This is a genomic window from Streptomyces sp. NPDC024687, assembly GCF_055559055.1.
The window spans coordinates 424,682-444,962 of record NZ_JBVHLJ010000002.1; the positions used below are offsets into that span (position 1 = coordinate 424,682).

Here is a 20,281-nt window from a genome sequence, read left to right on the forward strand (position 1 = left end):
ACAACCGGAAAACACCTTGAAAACCCTGGGAAACAGAGATCCACAGCCCCTAATGCGAGGAAGTCCCCCCTTGTGCGGAACGACTTGAGGGTCTTGGGTGGAACGAGCGTTGCCGGCCCGACCCACCTGATCCCCGGACCGGTGGCATGGTGGAATCTCAGGAGGATCCCGACATGTCCGACTCACCAAGCGACTGTACGAAGCCCCGTACGTCGCTCCCCGAAGCAGAGCTCGAGGCCCTGGTCCGCGGCATCTGCTTCAAGACCGGCCCGCCCCGCCGTATCGGGGTGGAAGTGGAATGGCTCGTCCATGAGCTGCGCAGCCCGCGGCTCCCCGTCACATCCGAACGACTCGCGGCGGCCTACGCCGCACTGCGGACCGTGCCCCTGACGTCGGCGCTCACCGTCGAACCCGGCGGCCAGCTGGAGCTGAGCTCGCAGCCCGCCGACTCCCTGATGGAGTGCATCGGTACCGTCTCCGCCGACCTCGCCGCCGTCCGGACGGCTCTCGCAGAGCACGGACTCGGCCTCGTCGGCCTCGGCCACGACCCCTGGCATCCGCCCCGCCGATACCTGCGGGAACCGCGCTACGACGCCATGGAGACCTGCCTCGACCGCACCGGACCGGCCGGCCGCGCCATGATGTGCACCTCGGCCTCCGTGCAGGTGTGCGTGGACGCCGGCCACGAGGAGCCCGGCCCGCTGGGCCTGGGACGCCGCTGGTGGCTGGCGCACCAGCTGGGCCCCGTCCTGGTGGCCGCCTTCGCCAACTCCCCGCTCGCCGGGTCCGAACCCACCGGCTGGCTCTCGACCCGCCAGCTGCGGTGGACCGAGATCGGCAAGGACCGGGCGGGCGGCCCCGACCTGGACGCCGACCCTCGCGACGCCTGGGCCCGGCACGTCCTGGACGCGCCCGTGATGTGCATACGGCGGGACAGCGGCCCCTGGGACGTCCCGGAGGGGCTCTCCTTCCGGGAGTGGGCCAGGTCGGGGGCGCCCAGGCCACCGACCCGGGAGGATCTCGACTACCACATATCGACCCTGTTCCCGCCGGTCAGACCGCGCGGTCATCTCGAACTGCGCATGATGGACGCCCAGCCCGGCGAGGACGGCTGGATCGTCCCGCTCGCCGTGACGACGGCGCTCTTCGACGACCCGGAGACCGCCGAGACCGCCTACCGCGTGGTGAAGCCGCTGGCCGAGCGCACCGCGTCGCTGCCCGCGCCGCACAATCCGCTGTGGATCGACGCGGCCCGGCACGGCCTGGCCGACCCGGAGCTGCACGAGGCGGCGGTCGCGTGCTTCTCGGCGGCCCTGGAGGCCCTGCCCCGGCTCGGCGCCACCACCGAGGTCACGGACGCCGTGGGGGCGTTCGTGCACCGCTATGTGAACCGGGGCCGCTGCCCCGCCGACGATCTGCTGGACCGCACGCACGGTTCGCTCGGGAGGGAAATCCGCACATGACCGACCCCACCGCCGACCTGTCCGCCGATCCCGAGACCTTCCGCGAGCGGGCCGTGACGACCCTGGTCACCGCCAGGGACCGTACGACACTCCTCACCAGCTGCGTCGAGGACCCCGACCTGACCGCCCAGCACTCGCCGCTGATGTCGCCGCTCGTGTGGGACCTCGCCCACATCGGCAACCAGGAGGAGCAGTGGCTGCTGCGGACCGTCGCCGGGCAGGAGGCGATACGGCCCGAGATCGACGGCATCTACGACGCCTTCGAGCACCCGCGCTCCGAGCGCCCCACCCTGCCCCTGCTGTCGCCCGGCGAGTCCCGGCGCTACGCCGCGGAGGTGCGCGGGCGGGTCCTGGACGTCCTGGAGGGCACCGCGCTGCACGGAACCCGGCTCACCGAGGCCGGGTTCGCCTTCGGGATGATCGCCCAGCACGAACAGCAGCACGACGAGACGATGCTGATCACCCATCAGCTCCGCACGGGACCGCCGGCCCTGACCGCCCCGGACCCGGAACCCGCTCCGCTGTTCACCGGCCCGGCCGAAGTCCTCGTCCCCGGTGGCCCGTTCACCATGGGCACCTCCGACGAGCCGTGGGCCCTGGACAATGAACGCCCCGCGCACCGGCGCGAGGTGGACGCCTTCTATATCGACACCACTCCGGTGACAAACGCCGAGTACCAGGCGTTCATCGAGGACGGCGGTTACGACACCGAGCGCTGGTGGGCCCCGGCCGGGTGGGCGCACATCCGCCGGCACTCCATCCACGCCCCGCTGTTCTGGAGCCGCGACGGCAAGCAGTGGCTGCGCCGGCGCTTCGGCGTCACCGAGGTCGTGCCGCCCGACGAGCCGGTGGTCCACGTGTGCTGGTACGAGGCCGACGCCTACGCCCGCTGGGCCGGGCGGCGGCTGCCCACCGAGGCGGAGTGGGAGAAGGCGGCCCGCCACGACCCGGCCGGTGACCGCTCGACGCGCTACCCGTGGGGCGACGCCGACCCGGCACCCGAGCACGCGAACCTGGGTCAGCGGCACCTGCGCCCCGCCCCCGCCGGCAGCTATCCGGAGGGCGAGTCACCGCTCGGCGTAAGGCAGTTGATCGGTGACGTGTGGGAGTGGACGGCGAGCGACTTCGAGCCCTACCCCGGGTTCCAGGCGTTCCCGTACAAGGAGTACTCGGAGGTGTTCTTCGGCCCCGACCACAAGGTGTTGCGCGGCGGTTCGTTCGCCGTGGACGCGGTGGCCTGCCGGGGCACCTTCCGCAACTGGGACTATCCGATCCGGCGGCAGATCTTCTCCGGCTTCCGCACGGCCCGTTCCTCCGGAGCCGTCTGATGTGCCGGCATCTGGCCTACCTGGGACCCGAGGAGCCGCTCGGCCGGCTCCTCGTGGAGCCCCCGCACAGCCTGTACCACCAGTCCTGGGCGCCCAGGCGGCAGCGGTACGGCACCGTCAACGCCGATGGTTTCGGGGTGGGTTGGTACGCCGAGGGCGACCCGGCCCCGGCGCGGTACCGGCGGGCGGGGCCCATCTGGGCCGACCTGTCCTTCGCCGATCTGGCCCGGGTCGTGAGGAGCCGGGCGGTCCTGGCCGCCGTACGGGACGCGACCCTGGCGGGAGCCGACGCCGAGGCCGCCGCGGCGCCGTACGCCGCGGGTCCCTGGCTGTTCAGCCACAACGGCGCGGTCAAGGGCTGGCCGGGTTCCCTGGCCCCCCTGACCTCCTCGCTCCCTCCGGCGGATCTGCTGTCGATGGAGGCCCGCAACGACTCGGCGTTCGTGTGGGCCCTGGTCCTGAACCGGCTGCGCGGCGGCGACGAGGAGGGCCAGGCGCTGGCCGACACCGTCCTGGAGGTCGCCGAGGCGGCCCCCGGCTCCCGGCTCAACCTGCTGCTGACCAACGGGGAGTCCATCGCGGCGACCGCCTGGGGCGACACCCTCTGGTACCTCCGACGCCCCGGCGCCGGCACGGTCGTGGCCTCCGAGCCGTACGACGACGATCCGCACTGGCAGGAGGTCCCGGACCGCACGCTGCTCGCGGCGAGCCGCACCGACATCCTGCTCACCCCGCTCAAGGAACCGTCCGTGGAACCATCCGAGGAGCCCCGCACGTGAGTCCGTTCCTGCTGACCCGCACCCTGCCCGAGGACGCCACCGAGGCCGCCCTGCGCGCCGATGTCCTCAAGGGCCTGACGCACACGCCCAAGACGCTGCCGCCGAAGTGGTTCTACGACGCCCACGGCAGCGAACTCTTCGAGCAGATCACCGAGTTGCCCGAGTACTACCCGACCCGCGCCGAACGGGAGATCCTCGTCGCGCGCTCCGGCGAGATCGCGCAGGCCACCGGCGCCCGCACCCTGGTCGAACTGGGCTCCGGCTCCTCGGAGAAGACCCGGTACCTGCTCGACGCGCTGACCGGGCTGCACACCTACGTCCCGGTCGACGTCAGCGAGAGCGCGCTCACCCAGGCCGGGCACGCGCTCATCACCCAGCGGCCGGAGCTGAGCGTGCACGCGCTGATCGCCGACTTCACGGCCGGTCTGTCCCTGCCGGGGACACCGGGCCCGCGTCTGGTGGCCTTCCTCGGCGGCACGATCGGCAACCTACTGCCGGTCGAGCGCGCCGCGTTCCTCGCCTCCGTCCGCTCGCTGCTCTCCCCCGGTGACGCGCTGCTGCTCGGCACGGATCTGGTCAAGGACGAGAACGTGCTGGTCAAGGCGTACGACGACGCGGCCGGGGTGACGGCCGCGTTCAACAAGAACGTCCTGACCGTCGTCAACCGCGAGCTGGGCGCCGACTTCGATCCCGGCGCCTTCGACCACGTGGCCCTGTGGGACTCCGGGAACGAGTGGATCGAGATGCGGCTGCGTTCCCGTACGGACCAGACCGTGAAGGTCCCGGCGCTCGACCTGGCCGTCGACTTCGCGGCGGGCGAGGAGCTGCACACCGAGATCTCGGCGAAGTTCCGCAAGGAGGGCGTCCGCAGTGAACTGGCCGCCGTAGGGCTGGAGTTGGCCCACTGGTGGACGGACAGCGAGGGCCGGTTCGCGCTGTCGCTGAGCGTCGTGCGGTAGCGCGGACCCGCGGGGGCCGGTTCGCGCCGGCCCCCGCGGTCAGTCGAGGGCGGCGGCCATCCGCCGTACCGCCTCGGTGATCAGCTCGGGCGAGGTCGCGAGGTTCATCCGGACGAAGCCGGCGCCCCCGGTGCCGAACGGGACGCCGGAGTTCAGGGCGACCCGCCCGCGCTCCAGGAAGACGGCCGCCGGGTCGTCGCCCAGATCCAGCGCACGGCAGTCCAGCCAGGCGAGGTAGGTGGCCTGGGCCGGCTCGTGGCGCACGGCGGGCAGCGACTCGGTGAGCAGTTCGGCCAGCAGCCGGCGGTTGTCGTCGAGGCCGGTGAGCAGGGCGTCGAGCCAGGCGCCGCCGTCCCGGAGCGCGGCGGTGTGGGCGATGACGCCGACGTGGCTGGGGCCGTGACCGACCTCTTCGGGAAGGCGCGCGAGGTCGTCGGCCGCGTCGGGCCCGGCGACGGCCACGGCGGCCTTGAGTCCGGCCAGGTTCCACGCCTTTGACGCCGACATCAGCGACAGCCCGCTTCCCGCGCCGGGAACGCTCAGGTAGGGCACGAACGTCGCGCCCGCCAGCGTGAGCGGGGCATGGATCTCGTCGGCCACGACCCGCACCCCGTAGGTCCGCGCCAGCGCCGCCACCTCCGCCAGTTCCGCGGCCGAGTGCACGGCGCCGGTCGGGTTGTGCGGGCTGCACAGCAGATACGCGGGCCGGGCCGCGTCCTTCCGGACCCGCCCGAAGGCGTCCTCCAGGACCGCGAAATCGATCCGGCCGTCCCCACCCAGCGGAGCCTCGACGACCCGCCGGTCCATGTTCCCGACGAACTGGTAGAAGGGCGGGTACACGGGCGAGTTGACGACCACCGGATCACCCGGTCCGGACACCAGCTTCAGCATCTCGACGATGCCCAGCATCACGTCCGGGACGATCGCCGTACGCTCCACGGCGATCCCGTCCCAGCCCCACCGCTCGCTCGCGAAGCCGGCCAGCGCCTCGGCGTACGCCGTCCCGGCCGGGTACCCGGTGTCGCCCAGCGCCACGGCGTCCCGGACGGCCCGCGCAACCGGTTCGGCCAGCGGGACGTCCATCTCGGCGACCCACAGCGGCAGCACGTCCTCGGGGTACGTCCGCCATTTCATGCTCGTACGACGCCGGAGCTGCTCCAGGGTGAGCCGGCGCAGGGGGTTCACGGCAGTGGGCGCGGGGATGTCACGGGGCAGACCGTCCATGGGCCAAAGATAGGCCGGACGGCTCGCGCTCCACGGCTGCCTGGGGCACGGTGGAACCATGACGAACCACACCTACCGGGTGACCGAGATCGTCGGCACCTCGCCGGACGGCGTCGACCAGGCGATCCGCAACGGCATCACCCGCGCCTCGCAGACCCTCCGTCATCTCGACTGGTTCGAGGTGACCCAAGTGCGGGGCCAGATCGAGGACGGGCAGGTCCTGCACTGGCAGGTGGGACTGAAGGTCGGTTTCCGCCTGGACGAGTCGGACTGACACGGCTCTCAGGTCCGCCCCTCCCGCTCCTGCGCCACCTCCAGCGTCGCGGAAGGGGCGGTCCAGCGTGCCTGTACGACGGTGAATCCGGCCCGTCGGGCGTCCTCGCAGACCAACTCGTCGTCGTCCACCAGGACCCGGATCTCCCGGGTTCGGGCGAGCCGCTTCAGGATCTCCAGTTTGGTGCGCCGGGCGGGCCGCCGGTCGTCGTTGCGTCGCATGTGCACGCGTCCCTCGGGCAGCCCCTGCGCGGTGAGCCATGCGAGCGTGTCGCGTCGGCAGCGCTCGGGCCGACCGGTGAGGTAGACGACCTCGCACTCCTCGGCGCTCTCCAGCACCAGTGCGATGCCCTCAGGAAGCGGCGGGTCCTCGGGCGCGGCCGCGAAGAAGCCGTCCCAGTCGCGCGGCCTGCGCTCCAGGAACCGCTGCCGGTGGGCCGTGTCGGCCAGGGTGTTGTCCAGGTCGAACACGGCGAGCGGGCGCTTGCTGCTGTCGGTCACCTCACCCACCCTAGGGCCCTCTGACGGATCCTGGCCCGGCAACCTTCCCGCCCCGGGCGGCCACTGACCGAGGAGAGAACAGTCGGTCGAGGCGGGAGACTCCATGCGTGTGAACACGGCGATCTGGACGGCGGTACTGGTGGGCGCGGCCCTGGCCTTACCCGTGACCGAGGCATCCGCGGCGCCGACGACCCTGATCGTGGCGACGAACGGCAACGACACCGCCCCGGGCACGCTCGCCCAGCCGCTGCGGACCGTCCAGCGGGCCGTGGACCTGGCGAAGCCCGGCGACACCATCGCCGTCCGCGGCGGGACGTACGCCCTCACGGACAACATCACCATCGCCACCTCGGGCACCGCGTCCCAGCCCATCTCACTGGGCGCCTACCAGGGCGAGCGGGTGGTGATCGACGGTGAGCAGCTGGCCGCGAGCCACACCCCGGTCGGCGGCAGCATCCCGCGGGCCGAACGCGGGGCGATCCACCAGGAGGCGTCCTACTGGCGGATCTCGGACCTGGAGATCGTGAACGGCCCGTACGGGGTCTACTGCGACGGCTGCAACGGCAATGTCTTCGCCCGTCTGAAGACCCACGACAACTACGAGTCGGGTTTCCAGCTCCACGGCGCCTCCGGCAACAACCAGATCCTGAACCTGGACAGTTACGCCAACCGCGACCCGCGCAAGAACGGCGAGAGCGCGGACGGCCTTGCCATCAAGGAGGGTTCGGGCACCGGCAACGTCGTGCGGGGCGCCCGGCTGTGGAACAACGTCGACGACGGCTTCGACGACTGGAAGTTCACCTCGCCGGTCGTCATCGAGAACACCATCACCTACGGCAACGGGTTCAACCGCTGGAACTTCCCCGACTTCGCGGGTGACGGCAACGGTTTCAAGCTGGGCGGCGGCAGTCCGGCTCCGGCGGTGGCGCACACCGTGCGCAACTCGGTCGCCTTCAAGAACGCCGCCCACGGCATCACGGACAACGGCAACACCGGTGCCCTCGTCCTGACCCGCAACTCGACGTGGGCCAACGGCGGCACCGGCTTCGACGCCGACGTCTCGGGCGGCAAGGCCAAGCTGACCGCGAACCTGTCCGTCGCCGACTCGAAGGCGGCCGCACTCGGCTCGGCGACCGTCTCCAGCGGCAACTCCTGGGATCTGGGCGGCACGTGGAACGCGTCCTCGGTACTCAGCACGGACCCGACGCCCCTCACGGGCGCGCGCGGGGCCGACGGTTCACTGCCGTCGGCGCCGTCGTTCCTGGTGCCGCGGAGCGGGGCCGCCGTAGGAGCGAGGTTCTGATCCGGCCGACCCGGTGGCACGGGGCGCGAGGCGTATGGATCATGCTTCTCCCATGCCCTCGACGCCCCGTACGTTCCTGACCGGCTCCGGCCCCTGCACCCTCGTCGTCTGCCGGGGCTGCTGCTGCGGCGACGCCCGCAAGCACCCCGGCACCGACCACACCTGGCAGCTGGAACTGCTGCGGGCCGGCGCCGCCGAGCACGGCTTCCAGGTCCGTACGACCGACTGTCTGGGCCCCTGCGACCAGGCCAACGTCATCGTCGTACGGCCCTCGGCGGCCGGGCGCAGGGCGGGTGGCCGGGCCGCTTGGATCGGGTTCGTCATGGACGACGAGGGCACCGAGGAGGTCGTGCGGTGGGCGGCGGCGGGCGGGCCGGGGGTCGCCGAGCCGCCGCCGACGCTGGAGCTGCAGTTCATCGAGCCGCCGAGGGAGGCCCGGGTGCGCTCCCGGCGCCGCCGCTGACTGTTAATGGGATCCATTTTCATGTAGCGTCCTCGGTGCCCATCCACCGAGGCCACCGAAGAGGTTCCCGTCATGGCTGTCCCGAAGCGGAAGATGTCCCGCAGCAACACCCGCCACCGCCGCGCGCAGTGGAAGGCCACCACCACCCAACTGGTGCCCGTCACGATCGCCGGCGTCGCCCATCTCGTCCCCCAGCACCTGGTCAAGGCGTACGAGCGCGGCCTGCTGCGCCCCGAGGACTGAGGGCCCGGGGCAGCCGGTTCAGCTGAAGCCCCCGCTCACGCCGCCGTGTCGTAGAACTCCGCGCGGACGCGGCGCAGCCACGCCTCGGCCGGTGCCTCGTCGGGCCGGTCCGGCAGCGCGCTGCGGGACTCGCCGAACGCGGTCTCGTAGTGGGCGAGCAGTGACCGGGCCGAGGCCGGGTCGGCGGCGACGGCGTCCCCGAAGCGGTGGTACTCCTCGGGGTCCTCGACCCGCACCGAGAGCCGTCCGGTGGTGTACAGCTCCAGGCCCTGGTGGCAGAGCCGTTTCAGGTGCCGGGCGTGCTTGGCGGTGCGGTGGTCGCCGGCCCGGCTCTCCAGTTTCCTGAACTGCTGGGCGGCGTACCCGAGATAGGCGTCCCGGACCCGCCGGGCGCTCAGGAAGGACCCCCGGACGGCGATGAGTTCGTCGCCCAGCGGGGTGCGCACCTCGTAGAGCTCGTCCGGCAGCCACACCAGTTCCATGACGGTCGGATTGCCGCCGAGGGCGAGCCGGCACCACTTCGCCGCCTCGTGCAAGGTGCGGTCCGGCGCCGTGGTGACGTGGGACTCCTTCGGCGTGTGCAGGCCGAACAGGGTCTCGGTGGGCGCGGCGAACATGCCGAGCCGGTCCACGTCGGAGCCCTCGCGGGCCAGTCCGTACGCGGTCGAGCCGACGATGCCGGAGAGCAGGATGTTCTGAACGGTCACCCGGCCCATTGTGCTGACCTGCGGCGACCGCGGTCATCCGGTTTTCGGCGGGAATACCGCATCCGGGCGGGCGTTGAACCCTGTGTGAGTTCCCTGACCGCCGCCACCCGCTTCTCCGTCCTCGACCGCTCCCGCACCCGCGAGGGCGGCACGAACGCGCAGGCGCTCCAGGACACCGTCCGGCTGGCGCGGGAGCTGGAAGGACTCGGCTACCACCGTTTCTGGGTCTCGGAGCACCATGGCGTGCCGGGGGTCGCGGGCTCCGCGCCGACGGTGCTGGCGGCCGCCGTGGCCGCGGCCACTGACACGATCCGGGTCGGCACCGGTGGTGTGATGCTGCCGAACCACCAACCCCTGGTCGTCGCCGAGCAGTTCGGGGTGCTGGAGTCCCTCTTCCCCGGCCGGATCGACATGGGCCTGGGCCGCTCGGTCGGCTTCACCGGCGGCGTGCGCAAGGCGCTGGGCCGCGACAAGGACGACGCCGACGACTTCGCCGTACAGCTGGAGGAACTGCTGGGCTGGTTCCGCGGCACCTCCCCGACCGGGGTGCACGCCCGCCCCGCCGAGGGCCTGACCGTGCCGCCCTTCGTGCTGGCCATGGGCGAGGGGGCCGCGATCGCGGCCCGCGCGGGCCTGCCGATGGTCATCGGCGACCTCCGGAACCGGGAGAAGATGCAGCGCGGCATCGACCACTACCGCGCCCATTTCCGGCCCTCTCCATGGGCCGGGGAGCCGTACGTCGTCATCTCCGGGACGGTCGCGGTGGCCGCCACCCCTGAGGAGGCGCGGCGCCTGCTGATCCCGGAGGCCTGGTCGATGGCGTACTCCCGGACCCACGGCACCTTCCCGCCCCTGCCGCCCGCCGAGCGCGTCGAGACACTTCCGATGACGGACAGGGAGCGGGGCCTGTACGAGTCCGGGCTCGCCGGTCACATCGCGGGTACCGAGGAGCAGGTCGCCGACGAGCTGGAGACGGTCCTGAAGGAGACGGGGGCGCAGGAGGTGCTGGTCACGACCAGTACGTACGACCGCGAGGCCCTGCTGGACTCCTATCGGCGGCTGGCGGCGATCACCTCCGGTTAGAGTCGTTCCCATGTCCGACCCGACCGGCTCCCACGACCCGTACGTCCGCGTCCGCGGTGCCCGGGAGCACAATCTCCAGGGCGTGGACGTCGACGTCCCACGGGATGTGCTGGCCGTGTTCACGGGGGTGTCCGGGTCGGGGAAGTCGTCGCTGGCGTTCGGGACGATCTACGCGGAGGCGCAGCGGCGGTACTTCGAGTCGGTGGCGCCGTACGCGCGCCGACTGATCCACCAGGTGGGGGCGCCGAAGGTCGGGGAGATCACCGGGCTGCCGCCCGCGGTCTCGCTGGAACAGCGGCGCTCGGCACCGACGTCCCGTTCGTCCGTCGGCACGGTCACCAACCTCTCGAACTCGCTGCGCATGCTGTTCTCCCGGGCCGGTGACTACCCGCCCGGCGCCGGGCGGCTCGACTCGGACTCCTTCTCCCCCAATACGGCGGTCGGCGCCTGCCCGGAGTGCCATGGCCTGGGCCGCGTCCACCGTACGACCGAGCAGTCGCTGGTGCCCGACCCGTCGCTGTCGATCCGGGAGGGCGCCATCGCCGCGTGGCCCGGTGCCTGGCAGGGCAAGAACCTGCGGGACATCCTCGACGCGCTCGGCCACGACGTGGACCGGCCGTGGCGTGAACTGCCCGCCGAAGAGCGCGAGTGGATCCTGTTCACCGACGAGCAACCGGTGGTCACGGTGCACCCGGTGCGGGACGCGGACCGTATCCAACGCCCGTACCAGGGCACGTACATGAGCGCCCGCCGCTATGTCCTGAAGACGTTCGCGGACTCCAAGAGCCAGACGCTGAAGGCGAAGGCGGAACGCTTCCTGGTCGCCGCCCCGTGCCCCGTCTGCGGCGGCAGCAGGCTGCGTCCGGAGGCGATGGCGGTCACCTTCGCGGGCCGCACGATCGCCGACCTCGCGGCCCTGCCGCTGACCGAGCTGGCCGCCTCGCTGGTCGCCCACGGGGAGACCGCCCGCGTCCTCACCGACGACCTCAAGTCCCGTATCGCGCCCGTCGTCGAGCTCGGCCTCGGTTATCTGAGCCTGGACCGCGCGACCCCCACCCTGTCCGCGGGCGAACTCCAACGGCTGCGCCTCGCCACCCAGTTGAGGTCCGGACTGTTCGGAGTGGTGTACGTCCTCGACGAACCCTCCGCCGGACTGCACCCCGCGGACACCGAGGCGCTGCTCACGGTGCTGGCGCGGCTGAAGGCGGCCGGCAACTCGGTGTTCGTGGTGGAGCACGACCTGGCCGTCATGCGGGGCGCGGACTGGCTCGTGGACGTCGGGCCGGGGGCGGGTGAGCACGGCGGGCGGGTGCTGCACAGCGGTCCGGTGGCGGAGCTGGCGAAGGCCGAGGAGTCCGCGACCGCCCGGTACCTGTTCGATCGCTCCCCCACCCCCAAGCGTCAAGTGCGCTCGCCGAGGGGGCAGTTGAAGGTCGGCCCGGTCAACCGGCACAACCTGCGCGGGGTGACGGCCGAGTTCCCGCTCGGTGTGTTCACCGCGGTGACCGGGGTGTCGGGCTCGGGCAAGTCCACGCTGGTCGGTGAGATCACCGAGGAACTGGAGGGGGTGGGACGTCTGGTCTCGGTCGACCAGAAGCCGATCGGCCGCACCCCGCGCTCCAACCTCGCCACCTACACGGGCCTGTTCGACGTGGTGCGCAAGGTCTTCGCCGCCACCGACGAGGCCCGTGAACGCCGCTACGGGGTGGGCCGTTTCTCCTTCAACGTGGCGGGAGGGCGCTGTGAGACCTGCCAGGGCGAAGGGTTCGTCAGCGTCGAGCTGCTCTTCCTGCCGAGCACCTACGCGCCCTGCCCGGACTGCGGCGGGGCCCGCTACAACCCCGCGACACTCGAAGTGACGTACCGGGGACGGAACATCGCCCAGGTGCTCGACCTGACGGTGGAGGCGGCGGTGGACTTCTTCGCGGACACCCCGCTCGTCGCCCGCAGTCTCACCACCCTGCTCGACATCGGCCTCGGCTACCTCCACCTCGGCCAGCCCGCCACCGAACTCTCCGGCGGCGAAGCCCAGCGCATCAAGCTCGCGAACGAGCTCCAGCGCGCCCGCCGCGCCCACACCCTCTACCTCCTCGACGAACCCACCACCGGTCTCCACCCGGCCGACGTCGAGGTCCTCATGCGCCAACTCCACGGCCTCGTGGACGCCGGACACACGGTGATCGTCGTCGAGCACGACATGTCGGTGGTGGCGGGCGCGGACTGGGTGATCGACCTGGGCCCCGGCGGCGGTGACGAGGGTGGCCGCATCACGGGGACCGGCGTGCCGGAAGACGTCGCCGCGGCGGAGGGCAGCGCCACGGCACCGTACCTGGCCAGGACGCTGGGCGCCGGCACCTGAGTCCGGGAGCCCCGGCGCGCAGCCGCAACTCCGTCGCGGGCGGGCCGACTCCGTCGGGCGGCACGACGGCTGTTGCCCGGTCAGCCGGTCGCATGCTCGCCGGTGCGCCCGTCGCACGCGAGCGACTGTGCCACCCGGGCCAGGGAACGGCGGTCGGGGTGGCTGCCCGGGGTGATCGGGGCCGGAACCTCCACCTCGGCCGTCAGCCCGCGTGCCGACACCACCCGCCATACCGATGCCGGCAGTGAGTCGTCACCGATGTAGGCGGCGGCCGTGCTGGGCCCGCCGCCGGCGAGCCGGTACCGCAGGCTCACCGGCTGGACGGGCACCCCGGCGTCGAGGGCCGCCTGGAACACCGCGCGGCGGAAGTGACCCTGGGCGCGGCCGCACCAGGTGCTTCCCTCGGGGAAGACGGCGACCGCCGCACCCTCGCGCAGCGCGTCGGCGATCCGGGCGACCGTTCCCGGGAGGGCACGCAGCCGGTCCCGCTCGATGAACAGCGCGCCGCTGCGGGCCGTCAGCCGACCCGCCACCGGCCACCGGCGGATCTCGGACTTCGCGAGCATCCGGGCCGGGCGTACGGCGGCCAGCAGCGGGATGTCCAGCCAGGAGATGTGGTTCGCGACCAGCAGCACTCCGCCCACGGGTGTGGTGGCGCCGGACACGCGGATCCGGACGCCCGAGGCCCGCACCACAGCCCGGCACCACCACCTGACCACTCCGGCCGGGATCCACCGGCCGGCCGGCAGCAGCGCGATCCCGGCGAGCAGGACCGCCGTGACCGCGAGGAGCCGCAGCACGGCACGGGGTACGGCCGTGGCGGCCCCCGTCCGCTCCAGACACGCCCCGGGGGTGCAGGGCGCGCTGGGCAGCCAGACGCTCATCAGGCCGGGACGAGCGAGAGGAAGTGCCGCAGATAGCGGGCGTTGACCTGGCGCATCGACAGCAGCACGTACAGGTCGGCGACCCCGAACTCCGGGTCGTGGGCGGGCGGTCCGCACACCCAGGCGCCCAGGCGCAGGTAGCCGCGCAGCAGCGGGGGCAGCTCGGTGCGGGCCGCGGGCGTGTTCTCCGCGGGCTCCCAGGGCAGCAGGGGCCGCACCCGGAACTCCTCGGGAGCCAGGTACTTGGTGCGCACCCGGTTCCACGTGCCGGCCGCGAGCGCGCCGCCGTCGGCGAGCGGGATCGAGCAGCAGCCCGCCAGCCAGTCGTGGCCGCGGTCCACCATGTAGCGGGCGATCCCGGCCCAGATGAGACCGATGACGGCCCCGTCGCGGTGCTCGGGGTGCACGCAGGAGCGGCCGACCTCGACGAGTCCCGGGCGGATCGCGTCGAGCGGCGCGAGGTCGAACTCGCCCTCCGAGTACAGGCGTCCGGCCACCGCGGCACGCTCCGGAGGCAGCAGCCGGTAGGTGCCGACGACCTGTCCGGTCACGGTGTCGCGGACGAGCAGGTGGTCGCAGTGGGCGTCGAAGCCGTCCAGGTCGAGGCCGGGTTCCGGGGTGGCCAGGAGGGCACCCATCTCCCCGGCGAACACGTCGTGCCGCAGCCGCTGCGCGGCCCGTACGTCGTCCTCGTCGCGGGCCAGGGTGACGGTGTAGCGGGCCGGGGCAGCGCTCTGCGGGGGACGGTCCAGGGTGGAAACGCCGGTCATGGCACTCTCCAGGTCACGGGCGGAGGCGGCGAGCGGTGCCGCTGTCCCAGTTCTCCCGACGCCGGTTGGCGTGTACGTGACGGGTTCCGAGAGCGCGGATGTGCGGACGCTGAACGGCTCGGGCAAGGTGTCCGGGACCTGCGACTCCGTCGTCCGGCCGGTGTCCCGCCGGTGGCCGGAGGGAGGTCGGCCTGACCGATGAGGCGTTCTCCACGTGACCTTGGCGGGGCCGGATTTGAGCACCACGTCCGGCCCCGCCCGTCCGCACCTTGTCGGCGAACGTCTCTCAGCGCCGGGCGGCCTTCCGGGTCGCCCGCAGCCACTCCTTGTTCATGCTGGTGATGGAGACCAGCGGAATGCCCTTGGGGCAGGCCGTCGCGCACTCGCCCGCGAGCGTGCAGCCGCCGAAGCCCTCCGCGTCCATCTGCTCGACCATGTCGAGGACCCTGGTCTCCCGCTCCGGCGCCCCCTGCGGCAGCACGTTCAGATGGTTCACCTTGGCCGAGGTGAACAGCATCGCCGCCCCGTTGGGACAGGCGGCGACACATGCCCCGCAGCCGATGCACTCGGCGTGCTCGAAGGCGAAGTCGGCGTCGGGCTTGGGCACCGGCGTGGCGTGCGCCTCCGGTGCCGATCCGGTGGGCGCCGTGATGTATCCCCCGACCTGGATGATCCGGTCGAAGGCCGACCGGTCCACGACCAGGTCCTTGATCACCGGGAACGCGGACGCCCGCCACGGCTCGACGTCGATCGTGTCACCGTCCGAGAAGGACCGCATGTGCAGCTGACAGGTGGTGGTCCGCTCGGGCCCGTGGGCGTCGCCGTTGATGACGAGCGAGCACGCGCCGCAGATGCCCTCGCGGCAGTCGTGGTCGAAGGCCACCGGGTCCTCACCGCGCAGGATGAGTTCCTCGTTGAGGGTGTCCAGCATCTCCAGGAAGGACATGTCGGACGAGATGCCGTCCACCTCGTACGTGGACATCGCGCCGTCGGCGTCGGCGTTCTTCTGTCGCCAGACGCGCAGGGTGAGCTTCATGCGTAGCTCCGCTGGGTGGGGTGGACGTACTCGAAGACCAGGTCTTCCCTGTGCAGGACGGGAGCCTCGCCGGTGCCGGTGAACTCCCAGGCCGCCGCGTAGGCGAACTCGTCGTCCCGGCGGGCGGCTTCGCCGTCGGGTGTCTGGGACTCCTCACGGAAGTGCCCGCCGCAGGACTCGGCGCGGTGCAGGGCGTCGAGGCACATCAGCTCGGCGAGTTCCAGGTAGTCGACGACACGGTTCGCCTTCTCCAGCGACTGGTTGAACTCCTCGCCGGTGCCCGGGACCTTGATCCGCCGCCAGAACTCCTCGCGGATCTGCGGGATGCGCTCCAGCGCCTTGCGCAGACCGGAGTCGGTGCGCGCCATCCCGCAGAACTCCCACATGAGTTCGCCGACCTCGCGGTGGAAGGAGTCCGGCGTGCGGTCGCCGTCGACGGCGAGGAGCAGGTTGAGCCGGTCCTCGGTCTCCGCCAGCACCTCCTGCACGGCGGGGTGTTCGCCGGTCACCGCGTCCTGGTGCGGGTTGCGGGCGAGGTAGTCGTTGATGGTCGCCGGCAGCACGAAGTAGCCGTCGGCCAGGCCCTGCATCAGCGCGGAGGCGCCGAGGCGGTTGGCCCCGTGGTCGGAGAAGTTGGCCTCGCCGATCGCGAACAGGCCGGGGATCGTGGTCTGGAGGTCGTAGTCGACCCACAGGCCGCCCATCGTGTAGTGCACGGCGGGGTAGATCCGCATCGGCACCTCGTACGGATCCTCGTCGGTGATCCGCTGGTACATGTCGAAGAGGTTGCCGTACTTCGCCTCCACGGCCCCCCGGCCCATGCGCTGGATGGCGTCGGCGAAGTCGAGGTACACGCCCTGTCCGCCCGGCCCCACTCCCCTGCCCTCGTCGCAGACGTTCTTCGCGGCGCGGGAGGCGATGTCGCGCGGGACCAGGTTGCCGAAGGACGGGTAGATGCGCTCCAGGTAGTAGTCGCGCTCGTCCTCGGGGATCCGGTTCGGCGGACGGGTGTCGCCCTTGGCCTTCGGCACCCAGATCCGGCCGTCGTTGCGCAGCGACTCGCTCATCAGCGTGAGCTTGGACTGGTGGTCGCCGGTGCGCGGGATGCAGGTCGGATGGATCTGCGTGAAGCAGGGGTTGGCGAAGTGGGCGCCGCGCCGGTGGGCCCGCCAGATGGCGGTGGCGTTGGAGTTCATGGCGTTCGTCGACAGGTAGAAGACGTTGCCGTAGCCCCCGGAGGCCAGCACCACCGCGTCGGCGAAGTACGTGTCGATGCGGCCGGTGACGAGGTCGCGGGCCACGATCCCGCGGGCCCGTCCGTCGACGACGATCAGGTCGAGCATCTCGGTGCGCGGGCGCATCTCGATGTTCCCTGCCGCGATCTGCCTCGACAGCGCCTGATACGCGCCCAGCAGGAGCTGCTGACCCGTCTGGCCGCGGGCGTAGAAGGTCCGGGAGACCTGCACCCCGCCGAAGGAGCGGGTGTCGAGCAGACCGCCGTACTCCCGCGCGAAGGGCACGCCCTGCGCCACGCACTGGTCGATGATCTCCACCGAGATCTGTGCCAGGCGGTGGACGTTGGACTCGCGCGCCCTGAAGTCGCCGCCCTTGACGGTGTCGTAGAAGAGGCGGTGGATCGAGTCGCCGTCGTTGCGGTAGTTCTTGGCCGCGTTGATGCCGCCCTGAGCGGCGATGGAGTGGGCGCGGCGCGGGGAGTCCTGATAGCAGAACTGGACGACGTGATAACCCTGTTCGGCGAGGGTCGCGCCCGCGGAGCCGCCCGCGAGGCCGGTACCCACGACGATCACCGTGTGCTTGCGGCGGTTGGCGGGGTTGACCAGCTTGGCCTCGAAACGGCGCTTGTCCCAGCGCTCGGCCACCGGCCCTGCCGGAGCCCTGGTGTCGACGACCGGTTCGCCGGTCACGTAGTCGGTGTACGTCATGTTCAGCTCACCACTCCGGTCATGACACCCACGGGCACGGCGATGAAGCCGGCCGTGAGCAGCAGTGCGAGGACATTGGCGACGGCCTTGAGGGCACGGTCGCGGGTGCGGCTGCCGACGCCGAGGGTCTGCGCGGCACTCCAGAAGCCGTGCCGGACGTGCAGGCCGAGGGCGAGCATCGCGACGATGTAGATGACGTTGCCGTACCAGGTGGAGAAGGTGTCCACGACGTTCTGGTACGGGTGGCCCTCCTGGAAGCCGCCGGAGTGCACGGTGCCGGTCGTCAGGTCCAGGATGTGCCACACGATGAACAGGCCCAGGATGATGCCGCCCCAGCGCATGGTGCGCGTCGCGTAGCTCGCCCGCGGCTTCTTGTGGACGTACTTGCTGGGCCGCGCCCGGATGTCGCGGCGGCTGAGCTGGTACGCCGAGACGGCGTGCGCGACGACGGCGGCCACCAGCACGATCCGGATGAGCCAGAGCGTCCACTCGTAGTGCATGAACGGTTCGCCGACCGTGCGCAGCCAGTGCGCGTAGTGGTTGAACTCGCCCGCCCCGAAGAAGATCTTCAGGTTCCCGATCATGTGGACGACCAGGTACAGCAGCATGATCAGGCCGCTCACGGCCATCACGGTCTTCTTGCCGACGGAGCTGTCCCACACGGTGCGTGCCATGGACGGCCGTCGGTCCGTCCGCGTTGCCAGAGCCATGGCCACGACGCTAGGCCGGAACAGCCCCATCGGTCCAAGACATGGTCCGGCTTGATTCGATAGGGAGCGGCTATCGTGCGGGGATGCAGTTCCAGCAGCTCCAGTACTTCGTGGCGGTCGCCGAGACCCGGCACTTCACCCGCGCCGCCGAGGCGGTCCATGTCGCCCAGCCCTCCCTGTCACAGCAGATCAGAGCCCTGGAACGGGAGCTCGGGGCGGACCTCTTCCTGCGGGCGCGCGGCAACATCACCCTCACCGACGCGGGTGAGGCCCTGCTGCCGCTGGCCCGTCGCATCCTGGCCGACGCGGACACGGCCCGGCACGAGGTGCAGGAGCTGGTGCAGCTGCGCAGCGGCCGGGTCCGGCTGGGCGCGACCCCGAGCCTGTGCACCGGCCTGCTGCCGGACGTGCTGCGCGCCTTCCACGACCGCTATCCCGGCATCCGGCTGATGATCGAGGAGGGCGGCTCCCACGATCTCGTACGGCTGCTCGCGCGCGGCGCCCTCGACCTGGCGCTGGTGGTCCTCCCGCTGCCGTCGCCGTCCCCGGCGCTGACGACGGTGGAGCTGCTGCGCGAGGACCTGGTCGTCGTGTCCTCGCCGGAGGCGCCGGCCCCGGGCGGCCCGGGCCGCCGTACCGTCCGCGTCGCCGACCTGGAGAGCGAGCCCCTGGTGATGTTCCGGCACGGCTACGACCTGCGCGAACTGACCGTGGCAGCGTGCCGCGCCGAGGGCTTCGAGCCGGACTTCGCGGTGGAGGGCGGGGAGATGGACGCGGTGCTGGGCTTCGTGCGGGCGGGCCTGGGCGTGGCCGTCGTACCGCGCATGGTCGCCACGCGCTCCGGGCGTGGGCTGCGGGTCACCCCGCTCGCCCGGCCGGGGCTGCACCGGACGATCGCGCTGGCCCACCGCAGCGATGTGGCTCCGCCGCGGGCAGCACGGGAGTTGCAGCGGATGCTCCTGGCGCGCTGAGCGGCCGTAGCATGGGGTTTTCTCGGACGGGGTGGGCGGGGATGAAGCGGCAGATCGTTGCGGTGGGCGCAGTACTGCTGGTGCTGGTGGGGTGCGCGGGGAACACCGCGTCCGGCGGACCGCAGAGTCCGGTGGTCTCCTCGCCGTCCGGTGCCTCCGGACCGACGGTGCAGACGACCTCGAGGTCCGTCTCGGGCCCGTGGCGCGCGTGGACGGCGCCCCTCTCCGGCCGGGAGGCCCACGGCAGTTGCGGCGCGACGGCGCACCAGGTGGTGTGCGCGACCGACTCCGGCGGATTCGTGGGGCGTTCGCGGGCCGACGGCCGTAACACCTGGGCCGTGGCCGCGAGCGACCGCGGCAAGAGCGCCGGACTCGTCGTCGACGCGGCCGACGAACGCGCCGTGACCGCGGTCGCGGGCAGGCTCCACGCGGCGAACCTGCGCACGGGTCGGCAGGCGTGGACCCATCGGTTGCCCACCGGCAGCGCCTACACCTCCCTCGGCGCGGCGGGCGGTGTCGTGTACACCCTCGCAACGTCGGACCCCACGTCAAGGACCGCCGTACTGGACGCCCTTCGCGCATCCGACGGCAGGCCCCTGTGGCACCGGACCGTCGCCTGGAGCACGGGCGAACCCCTGGCCGCCTTCCGGGGCCGCGTCTACACGGCCGACGGCACCCGGGTCACCGCCCGCGACGCCCGCACCGGCAACACCGTGGCGACCAGCCCCACGGGCGTCGAGTGCCCGCACCTCGTCACCGGCGGCCACTACCTGGTCTGCACCGGCAGCCCGTTCTCCGCCGGGGACACCTTCCCGCCCATGCGGCGCCTGGACCCGGCGGCGCTGAGGCCGCTGCCGACCCCGAGGAACACGATCGACAAGCCCGTACGCGGGGTGATCTCCGACGACGGGGTCCTGGTGCTGTACGAGGCCGGCGCCGAGGACACGAGCGCGGGCAACTGGAACGCGTACGACCTCGAGCACAACCGCACACTGTGGACCGCGTACGCCACCGAGGCGGACGCCACCGTGGCCGGCGGCCGGTTCGTGACCTTCACCCCCGGCAACGACGCCACGCGGGGCCGCGTGCTCACGATCGACCTGCACGCAGGTCCGCAGGGGACCGGAGCCGCCGCGCCCCGCATGTCCGCGGCGTACGCGCAGACCAGAGACGGCGAACACCCCGTGCTCATCACGCCGGGCGGGAACACGGGCCACGTCGTCGTCATGGCCCACACCCACGGCTCCCTGCGCTCGCTGCCGCTGCCCTAGGCCGGGCGGGA

20 protein-coding genes are annotated in these 20,281 nt (G+C 72.0%); 12 read left to right on the forward strand and 8 right to left on the reverse strand.

What is annotated here, in order from left to right; translation table 11 throughout:
• Positions 1 to 173 precede the first annotated feature (173 nt).
• From egtA to egtD, 4 genes are read left to right on the forward strand one after another with little or no spacing between them, the layout of a single operon-like run.
• Positions 174 to 1,463 (forward strand): ergothioneine biosynthesis glutamate--cysteine ligase EgtA, encoded by a 1,290-nt coding sequence (gene egtA, locus ACZ39I_RS08325; RefSeq protein WP_467243667.1) that lies wholly within the window; start codon positions 174 to 176, stop codon positions 1,461 to 1,463.
• The gene (gene egtB / locus ACZ39I_RS08330; protein ID WP_467243668.1) at positions 1,460 to 2,791 is read left to right on the forward strand and encodes an ergothioneine biosynthesis protein EgtB; all 1,332 of its coding nucleotides are present in this window, start codon (positions 1,460 to 1,462) and stop codon (positions 2,789 to 2,791) included. Before egtA ends, egtB begins: the two co-directional genes overlap by 4 nt.
• The gene (gene egtC / locus ACZ39I_RS08335) at positions 2,791 to 3,570 is read left to right on the forward strand and encodes an ergothioneine biosynthesis protein EgtC (RefSeq protein WP_467243669.1); all 780 of its coding nucleotides are present in this window, start codon (positions 2,791 to 2,793) and stop codon (positions 3,568 to 3,570) included. Before egtB ends, egtC begins: the two co-directional genes overlap by 1 nt.
• On the forward strand, positions 3,567 to 4,529 hold the full coding sequence (gene egtD / locus ACZ39I_RS08340; RefSeq protein WP_467243670.1) for an L-histidine N(alpha)-methyltransferase: 963 nt from the start codon (positions 3,567 to 3,569) through the stop codon (positions 4,527 to 4,529). Before egtC ends, egtD begins: the two co-directional genes overlap by 4 nt.
• 39 nt (positions 4,530 to 4,568) lie before the next feature.
• Here egtD and ACZ39I_RS08345 read toward each other — a convergent pair whose 3' ends face one another.
• Entirely contained in the window at positions 4,569 to 5,753 is a 1,185-nt protein-coding gene (locus ACZ39I_RS08345) for a MalY/PatB family protein (RefSeq protein WP_467243671.1), read from the reverse strand.
• Between the two features lie 58 nt (positions 5,754 to 5,811).
• Between ACZ39I_RS08345 and ACZ39I_RS08350 the strand changes: the two genes are divergently transcribed.
• The gene (locus ACZ39I_RS08350) at positions 5,812 to 6,027 is read left to right on the forward strand and encodes a dodecin (protein WP_403654397.1); all 216 of its coding nucleotides are present in this window, start codon (positions 5,812 to 5,814) and stop codon (positions 6,025 to 6,027) included.
• 8 nt (positions 6,028 to 6,035) lie between these two features.
• Here the strand turns inward: ACZ39I_RS08350 and ACZ39I_RS08355 are convergent, their stop codons facing one another.
• Positions 6,036 to 6,527, reverse strand: coding sequence for a phosphatase domain-containing protein (locus ACZ39I_RS08355; RefSeq protein ID WP_467243672.1), 492 nt, complete (start codon positions 6,525 to 6,527; stop codon positions 6,036 to 6,038).
• A 103-nt stretch (positions 6,528 to 6,630) separates the two neighbouring features.
• Between ACZ39I_RS08355 and ACZ39I_RS08360 the strand changes: the two genes are divergently transcribed.
• The 3 genes from ACZ39I_RS08360 to rpmF all read left to right on the forward strand — a co-directional run bounded on the left by ACZ39I_RS08360 (position 6,631) and on the right by rpmF (position 8,536).
• Positions 6,631 to 7,830, forward strand: a complete 1,200-nt coding sequence (locus tag ACZ39I_RS08360) for a right-handed parallel beta-helix repeat-containing protein (protein WP_467243673.1) — start codon at positions 6,631 to 6,633, stop codon at positions 7,828 to 7,830.
• 52 nt (positions 7,831 to 7,882) lie between these two features.
• Complete coding sequence (locus ACZ39I_RS08365; protein ID WP_467243674.1) at positions 7,883 to 8,293, forward strand: (2Fe-2S) ferredoxin domain-containing protein; 411 nt, start codon at positions 7,883 to 7,885, stop codon at positions 8,291 to 8,293.
• 72 nt (positions 8,294 to 8,365) lie between these two features.
• Positions 8,366 to 8,536, forward strand: coding sequence for a 50S ribosomal protein L32 (rpmF, locus tag ACZ39I_RS08370; RefSeq protein ID WP_467243675.1), 171 nt, complete (start codon positions 8,366 to 8,368; stop codon positions 8,534 to 8,536).
• A gap of 35 nt (positions 8,537 to 8,571) precedes the next feature.
• On the opposite strand, the gene ACZ39I_RS08375 is transcribed toward rpmF, so the two are convergent.
• Positions 8,572 to 9,243, reverse strand: coding sequence for a nucleotidyltransferase domain-containing protein (locus ACZ39I_RS08375; RefSeq protein WP_467243676.1), 672 nt, complete (start codon positions 9,241 to 9,243; stop codon positions 8,572 to 8,574).
• A gap of 84 nt (positions 9,244 to 9,327) precedes the next feature.
• Here ACZ39I_RS08375 and ACZ39I_RS08380 point away from each other — a divergent pair, with 84 nt between their 5' ends.
• Together ACZ39I_RS08380 and ACZ39I_RS08385 are read left to right on the forward strand one after the other, a co-directional pair.
• Positions 9,328 to 10,326 carry an LLM class flavin-dependent oxidoreductase gene (locus ACZ39I_RS08380; RefSeq protein ID WP_467243677.1) on the forward strand — a complete coding sequence of 333 codons (999 nt, stop codon included), beginning with the start codon at positions 9,328 to 9,330 and terminating at the stop codon, positions 10,324 to 10,326.
• 10 nt (positions 10,327 to 10,336) lie between these two features.
• Positions 10,337 to 12,685 (forward strand): ATP-binding cassette domain-containing protein, encoded by a 2,349-nt coding sequence (locus ACZ39I_RS08385; protein WP_467243678.1) that lies wholly within the window; start codon positions 10,337 to 10,339, stop codon positions 12,683 to 12,685.
• Positions 12,686 to 12,765: 80 nt separating this feature from the next.
• On the opposite strand, the gene ACZ39I_RS08390 is transcribed toward ACZ39I_RS08385, so the two are convergent.
• From ACZ39I_RS08390 to ACZ39I_RS08410, 5 genes are all read right to left on the reverse strand, one after another.
• Positions 12,766 to 13,569, reverse strand: a complete 804-nt coding sequence (locus ACZ39I_RS08390) for a lysophospholipid acyltransferase family protein (RefSeq protein ID WP_467243679.1) — start codon at positions 13,567 to 13,569, stop codon at positions 12,766 to 12,768.
• Complete coding sequence (locus ACZ39I_RS08395) at positions 13,569 to 14,339, reverse strand: GNAT family N-acetyltransferase (RefSeq protein ID WP_467243680.1); 771 nt, start codon at positions 14,337 to 14,339, stop codon at positions 13,569 to 13,571. The genes ACZ39I_RS08390 and ACZ39I_RS08395 overlap by 1 nt, the downstream gene beginning before the upstream one ends.
• Positions 14,340 to 14,625: 286 nt before the next feature.
• Positions 14,626 to 15,375 (reverse strand): succinate dehydrogenase/fumarate reductase iron-sulfur subunit, encoded by a 750-nt coding sequence (locus ACZ39I_RS08400; protein ID WP_467243681.1) that lies wholly within the window; start codon positions 15,373 to 15,375, stop codon positions 14,626 to 14,628.
• Positions 15,372 to 17,318: a fumarate reductase/succinate dehydrogenase flavoprotein subunit gene (locus ACZ39I_RS08405; protein WP_467243682.1), complete on the reverse strand. Its 1,947-nt coding sequence runs from the start codon at positions 17,316 to 17,318 to the stop codon at positions 15,372 to 15,374. The genes ACZ39I_RS08400 and ACZ39I_RS08405 overlap by 4 nt, the downstream gene beginning before the upstream one ends.
• 2 nt (positions 17,319 to 17,320) lie before the next feature.
• Positions 17,321 to 17,992: a succinate dehydrogenase gene (locus tag ACZ39I_RS08410; protein WP_467244358.1), complete on the reverse strand. Its 672-nt coding sequence runs from the start codon at positions 17,990 to 17,992 to the stop codon at positions 17,321 to 17,323.
• Between the two features lie 119 nt (positions 17,993 to 18,111).
• Here ACZ39I_RS08410 and ACZ39I_RS08415 point away from each other — a divergent pair, with 119 nt between their 5' ends.
• Entirely contained in the window at positions 18,112 to 18,999 is an 888-nt protein-coding gene (locus ACZ39I_RS08415) for a LysR family transcriptional regulator (RefSeq protein WP_467243683.1), read from the forward strand.
• 41 nt (positions 19,000 to 19,040) lie between these two features.
• Positions 19,041 to 20,270, forward strand: coding sequence for an outer membrane protein assembly factor BamB family protein (locus tag ACZ39I_RS08420; protein ID WP_467243684.1), 1,230 nt, complete (start codon positions 19,041 to 19,043; stop codon positions 20,268 to 20,270).
• Positions 20,271 to 20,281: the final 11 nt, after the last annotated feature.

Bases quoted from the DNA above. Each gene is read 5' to 3' on its own strand.
- ACZ39I_RS08395 (WP_467243680.1), bottom strand. From the start codon at position 14,339: ATGACCGGCGTTTCCACCCTGGACCGTCCCCCGCAGAGCGCTGCCCCG.
- ACZ39I_RS08360 (WP_467243673.1), top strand. From the start codon at position 6,631: ATGCGTGTGAACACGGCGATCTGGACGGCGGTACTGGTGGGCGCGGCC.
- egtA (WP_467243667.1), top strand. From the start codon at position 174: ATGTCCGACTCACCAAGCGACTGTACGAAGCCCCGTACGTCGCTCCCC.
- ACZ39I_RS08400 (WP_467243681.1), bottom strand. From the start codon at position 15,375: ATGAAGCTCACCCTGCGCGTCTGGCGACAGAAGAACGCCGACGCCGAC.
- ACZ39I_RS08405 (WP_467243682.1), bottom strand. From the start codon at position 17,318: ATGACGTACACCGACTACGTGACCGGCGAACCGGTCGTCGACACCAGG.
- ACZ39I_RS08345 (WP_467243671.1), bottom strand. From the start codon at position 5,753: ATGGACGGTCTGCCCCGTGACATCCCCGCGCCCACTGCCGTGAACCCC.
- ACZ39I_RS08420 (WP_467243684.1), top strand. From the start codon at position 19,041: ATGAAGCGGCAGATCGTTGCGGTGGGCGCAGTACTGCTGGTGCTGGTG.
- rpmF (WP_467243675.1), top strand. From the start codon at position 8,366: ATGGCTGTCCCGAAGCGGAAGATGTCCCGCAGCAACACCCGCCACCGC.
- ACZ39I_RS08350 (WP_403654397.1), top strand. From the start codon at position 5,812: ATGACGAACCACACCTACCGGGTGACCGAGATCGTCGGCACCTCGCCG.
- ACZ39I_RS08365 (WP_467243674.1), top strand. From the start codon at position 7,883: ATGCCCTCGACGCCCCGTACGTTCCTGACCGGCTCCGGCCCCTGCACC.
- ACZ39I_RS08385 (WP_467243678.1), top strand. From the start codon at position 10,337: ATGTCCGACCCGACCGGCTCCCACGACCCGTACGTCCGCGTCCGCGGT.
- egtC (WP_467243669.1), top strand. From the start codon at position 2,791: ATGTGCCGGCATCTGGCCTACCTGGGACCCGAGGAGCCGCTCGGCCGG.
- ACZ39I_RS08390 (WP_467243679.1), bottom strand. From the start codon at position 13,569: ATGAGCGTCTGGCTGCCCAGCGCGCCCTGCACCCCCGGGGCGTGTCTG.
- egtB (WP_467243668.1), top strand. From the start codon at position 1,460: ATGACCGACCCCACCGCCGACCTGTCCGCCGATCCCGAGACCTTCCGC.
- ACZ39I_RS08410 (WP_467244358.1), bottom strand. From the start codon at position 17,992: ATGGCACGCACCGTGTGGGACAGCTCCGTCGGCAAGAAGACCGTGATG.
- ACZ39I_RS08415 (WP_467243683.1), top strand. From the start codon at position 18,112: ATGCAGTTCCAGCAGCTCCAGTACTTCGTGGCGGTCGCCGAGACCCGG.